Raw genomic sequence first — 4,186 nt, forward strand, 5'->3', positions numbered from 1 at the left:
GGGTCGACGACGTGCAGCGGCACGCGCTGGCCGACAACGCCGAGGGGCAACGGCTGCTGGCCCGCCTCGACGCGCTGGGCCTCGCGGCGGCCAGCACCGCGGTCATCGGGCCCGGGCTCAAGGTGACCGTCACCGACCCCGGCGCCGGCCCGAACCTGTCCGACGTCTCCAAGCAGCGCGTCGGCGGCAGCCGCCAGATCATCCTCGACCGCGACCTGCAGCTGGTCGTCAACTCGCTGTGGGCCAGCGGCGCCGAAGCCATCTCGGTCGGCGGCGTGCGGGTGGGACCGAACGTGACCATCCGGCAGGCCGGGGGAGCGATCCTGGTGGACAACAACCCGACCGGCAGCCCGTACGCCATCCTGGCGGTCGGCCCGCCACGCGCGATGCGCGACGTCTTCGACCAGAGCCCCGGCCTGCAGCGGCTGCGGCTGCTGCAGATCTCCTACGGCGTGGTGGTCACGGTGGACACCGCCGACGGCCTGACGCTGCCCGCCGGTTCGGTGCGAGATGTCAAGTTCGCCAGGGAGATTGGGCCATCGTGAGCGGTTGGACAACGGAGGTGAGGATGCGCCGTGCAGGCGCGGCCGGGGATCCGCGGGCGGGGCGGCGGGCATGATCGGCGTCGCGGCGCTGGCGATCGGCATCGTGCTCGGTATGGTCTTTCATCCCGCGGTGCCCGAGGTCGTCCAGCCGTATCTGCCGATCGCCGTGGTCGCGGCGCTGGACGCGGTGTTCGGGGGATTGCGGGCCTACCTGGAGCGCATCTTCGACCCCAAGGTCTTCGTGATCTCGTTCGTGTTCAACGTTTTCGTCGCGGCGCTGATCGTCTACGTCGGTGACCAACTGGGCGTGGGCACGCAGCTTTCGACGGCCATCATCGTCGTGTTGGGCATCCGGATCTTCGGCAACGCCGCCGCACTGCGGCGCCGGTTGTTCGGGGCGTGACCCGCGATGCGCCGCGAAGCGACGAGGAGGTGAGCGCGACGTGAGCCGCGACCCGTCGGACCCCGACGCCGGCGACACCGCCGAGGGCGCCGAATCCGTGGACGGCGCAACCCGACACGGCCGCCACGAGCTGCCCGCGAAGAGTCCACGCCCGCAGATCGGGCCGCTACGCCGGACGGGCTTTTCGGGCGCGCTGCGCGGCGGCCGCTCCCGCCTGGGCTTCGGGGCGCTTGCGGTGCTGCTGTGCCTGCTGCTCGGCATCGCCATCGTCACGCAGGTGCGGCAGACCGAATCCGGCGACTCGCTGGAAACCGCCCGTCCCGCAGACCTATTGGTGTTGCTGGACTCCCTGCGCCAGCGTGAGGGCACCCTGAACACCGAAGTGGACGAGCTGCAGAACACGCTCAACGCGTTGCAGGCCTCCGGCAACAACGATCAGGCGGCCGTGGCGGCCGCGCGGGCGCGGCTGGCGGCGCTGTCCATCCTGGTCGGCGCGGTGGGGGCGACCGGCCCGGGCGTCACCGTCGCGATCGACGACCCGGGGCCGGGCGTTTCACCCGAGACGATGCTCGACGTGATCAACGAGCTGCGCGCCGCCGGCGCCGAGGCGATCGAGGTCAACGACGCGCACCAGTCCGTGCGAGTCGGCGTCGACACCTGGGTGGTGGGCGCGCCCGGGTCGCTGATCATCGACACCAGGACGCTATCGCCGCCGTATTCCATTCTGGCGATTGGTGATCCGCCCACCCTGGCCGCGGCGATGAACATCCCGGGCGGCGCGGAGGACAGCGTCAAGCGCGTCGGTGCGCGGATGTCGGTCCAGCAGGCCGACCGGGTGGACATCACCACCTTGCGGCAACCAAAACCGCACCAATACGCTCAGCCGGTCAAGTGAGCACCATCGGAAGAACAGAACAGGATCACCCGTGAGCGAAATCCCGCCGGATCTGCACTACACCGTTGAGCACGAGTGGGTCCGCCGCAGCGCGGATGACACGGCGCGGGTGGGCATCACCGACTTCGCGCAGTCGGCGCTGGGCGACGTGGTCTACGTGCAGCTGCCCGACGTGGGTACCGAGCTGACCGCGGGGGAATCGTTCGGTGAGGTCGAGTCGACGAAGTCGGTCTCGGACCTCTACGCCCCGGTGTCGGGCACCGTATCGGCGGTCAACGGCGACCTGGAGGGCAGCCCGCAGCTGGTCAACTCCGATCCCTACGGCGCGGGCTGGCTGCTCGAAGTGCAGGTGCCGGATGCCGCGGAATTGGAGTCGACCATTTCGTCGCTGCTGGATGCCGAGGCCTACCGCGGCACACTGACCGAGTGACGGTGCTAATGTCCCTGCCAGCCCGCACAGCGAACCCAGCGGTGCAGCCGGCCAACGGGGGGAATCGGACTTCGGATCGTCGGGTGGTGGGCGCATCGTCGAACGGTGCGCGGTACCGTCGACAGATCGGCATTCGAAAGCACGAGGACCCCCTGATCGGCATACCGGGCGAACGAACCGAATGGGAAGCCGGCCCCGAGCGGCCCGGTCAGACAACGCCACAGCGGCCAGTGAGGAGCAGCGCGTGACGGACATGGACAACGACCAGGATTCTGACGAAGTCACGGTGGAGACGACGTCCGTCTTCCGTGCCGACTTCCTGAACGAACTGGACGCTCCCGCCCAGAGCGGCGCCGAGAGCGCCGTCTCCGGAGTCGAGGGACTTCCGGCGGGCTCGGCGCTGCTGGTCGTCAAGCGCGGTCCGAACGCCGGATCGCGCTTCCTGCTCGACCAGCCCACCACGTCCGCCGGTCGGCACCCCGACAGCGACATCTTCCTCGACGACGTGACGGTCAGCCGCCGGCACGCCGAATTCAGGCTGGAAAACAACGAATTCAGCGTCGTCGACGTTGGTAGTCTGAACGGCACCTACGTCAACCGGGAGCCCGTGGATTCCGCGGTGCTGGCCAACGGCGACGAAGTGCAGATCGGCAAGTTCCGCTTGGTGTTTCTGACCGGGCCCAAGCAGGGTGAGGACGGAGGATCTTCAGGCTAGTGAGCGCACCCGATAGCTCGGCGCTTGCCGGGATGTCGATTGGGGCGGTCCTGGAACTGCTGAGGCCGGACTTCCCCGATGTCACCATCTCCAAGATTCGCTTCCTGGAGGCCGAGGGGTTGGTGACGCCGCAGCGCGCCGCGTCGGGCTATCGAAGGTTCACCGCATACGACTGCGCGCGGTTGCGGTTCATCCTCACCGCCCAACGCGATCACTACCTGCCGCTCAAGGTCATCCGGGCCCAGCTCGACGCCCAGCCCGACGGGGAGCTGCCCTCCGTCGGTTCGCCCTCGCCGTACTCCGCGCCGCGCCTGGTGTCGGTCCCCGCCGGGGACGGCTCGGACGCCGCGGCGGTGGCCCCGCCCCGCGTGCGGCTCAGTCGCGAAGACCTGCTGGAACGTTCAGGGGTCGACGGGGAGCTGCTGACGGCGCTGCTCAAGGCCGGGGTGATCACCACCGGCCCCGGCGGTTTCTTCGACGAGCACGCGGTGGTCATCCTGCAGTGCGCGCGGGCGCTGTCGGACTACGGCGTCGAACCGCGCCATCTGCGCGCGTTTCGCTCGGCGGCCGACCGGCAGTCCGACCTCATCGCCCAGATCGCCGGGCCGTTGGTGAAGGCCGATAAGGCCGGCGCGCGGGACCGGGCCGACGACCTTGCTCGCGAGGTCGCGGCCCTCGCGATCACCCTGCACACTTCGCTGATCAAATCCGCCGTTCGCGACGTTCTGCATCGCTGAGGACTAGACTTTCGGTCGACAGCTTGGTTACGGCAGCATGGCGATTTCTTCGACACCGCCGTCGCTTTCGTTAACCGGATCCGACACGGCACCGTCAATGCGGAGGGCAGACACAAATGGGTGAAGTTCGTGTTGTCGGCATTCGCGTGGAGCAGCCGCAGAACCAGCCCGTGCTGTTGTTGCGGGAGACCACCGGTGACCGTTACCTGCCGATCTGGATCGGCCAGTCCGAGGCCGCGGCCATCGCGCTGGAGCAGCAGGGCGTCGAGCCGCCCCGCCCGCTCACCCACGATCTGATCAGGGATGTCATTGCTGCGCTTGGACATTCGCTCAAAGAGGTGCGGATTGTCGATCTGCAGGAGGGCACCTTCTACGCCGACCTGATCTTCGACCGCAACATCACCGTCTCGGCGCGCCCCTCGGACTCGGTGGCCATCGCGCTGCGCGTCGGTGTTCCGATC

General features: G+C 68.8%; 7 protein-coding genes. All 7 read left to right on the forward strand.

Annotation, left to right across the window (positions count from 1 at the left end):
• Positions 1 to 545: DUF881 domain-containing protein (locus A5714_RS13910; protein ID WP_156747318.1), on the forward strand; the 545-nt coding region annotated here is incomplete at its 5' end.
• 70 nt (positions 546 to 615) lie between these two features.
• Positions 616 to 948: a small basic family protein gene (locus A5714_RS13915; RefSeq protein WP_068285935.1), complete on the forward strand. Its 333-nt coding sequence runs from the start codon at positions 616 to 618 to the stop codon at positions 946 to 948.
• A gap of 97 nt (positions 949 to 1,045) precedes the next feature.
• Positions 1,046 to 1,843 (forward strand): DUF881 domain-containing protein, encoded by a 798-nt coding sequence (locus A5714_RS13920; protein ID WP_231975888.1) that lies wholly within the window; start codon positions 1,046 to 1,048, stop codon positions 1,841 to 1,843.
• Between the two features lie 31 nt (positions 1,844 to 1,874).
• Positions 1,875 to 2,273, forward strand: coding sequence for a glycine cleavage system protein GcvH (gcvH, locus tag A5714_RS13925; protein ID WP_068075086.1), 399 nt, complete (start codon positions 1,875 to 1,877; stop codon positions 2,271 to 2,273).
• A 253-nt stretch (positions 2,274 to 2,526) separates the two neighbouring features.
• The gene (gene garA / locus A5714_RS13930; protein WP_369828272.1) at positions 2,527 to 2,988 is read left to right on the forward strand and encodes a glycogen accumulation regulator GarA; all 462 of its coding nucleotides are present in this window, start codon (positions 2,527 to 2,529) and stop codon (positions 2,986 to 2,988) included.
• Positions 2,988 to 3,725, forward strand: a complete 738-nt coding sequence (locus tag A5714_RS13935; RefSeq protein ID WP_068285939.1) for a MerR family transcriptional regulator — start codon at positions 2,988 to 2,990, stop codon at positions 3,723 to 3,725. Before garA ends, A5714_RS13935 begins: the two co-directional genes overlap by 1 nt.
• A gap of 116 nt (positions 3,726 to 3,841) precedes the next feature.
• Positions 3,842 to 4,186, forward strand: a 345-nt coding sequence (locus tag A5714_RS13940; RefSeq protein ID WP_068284053.1) for a bifunctional nuclease family protein, incomplete at its 3' end; no start/stop codon positions are given.

The organism is Mycobacterium sp. E2462, assembly GCF_001672685.1.
GTDB lineage: Bacteria > Actinomycetota > Actinomycetes > Mycobacteriales > Mycobacteriaceae > Mycobacterium.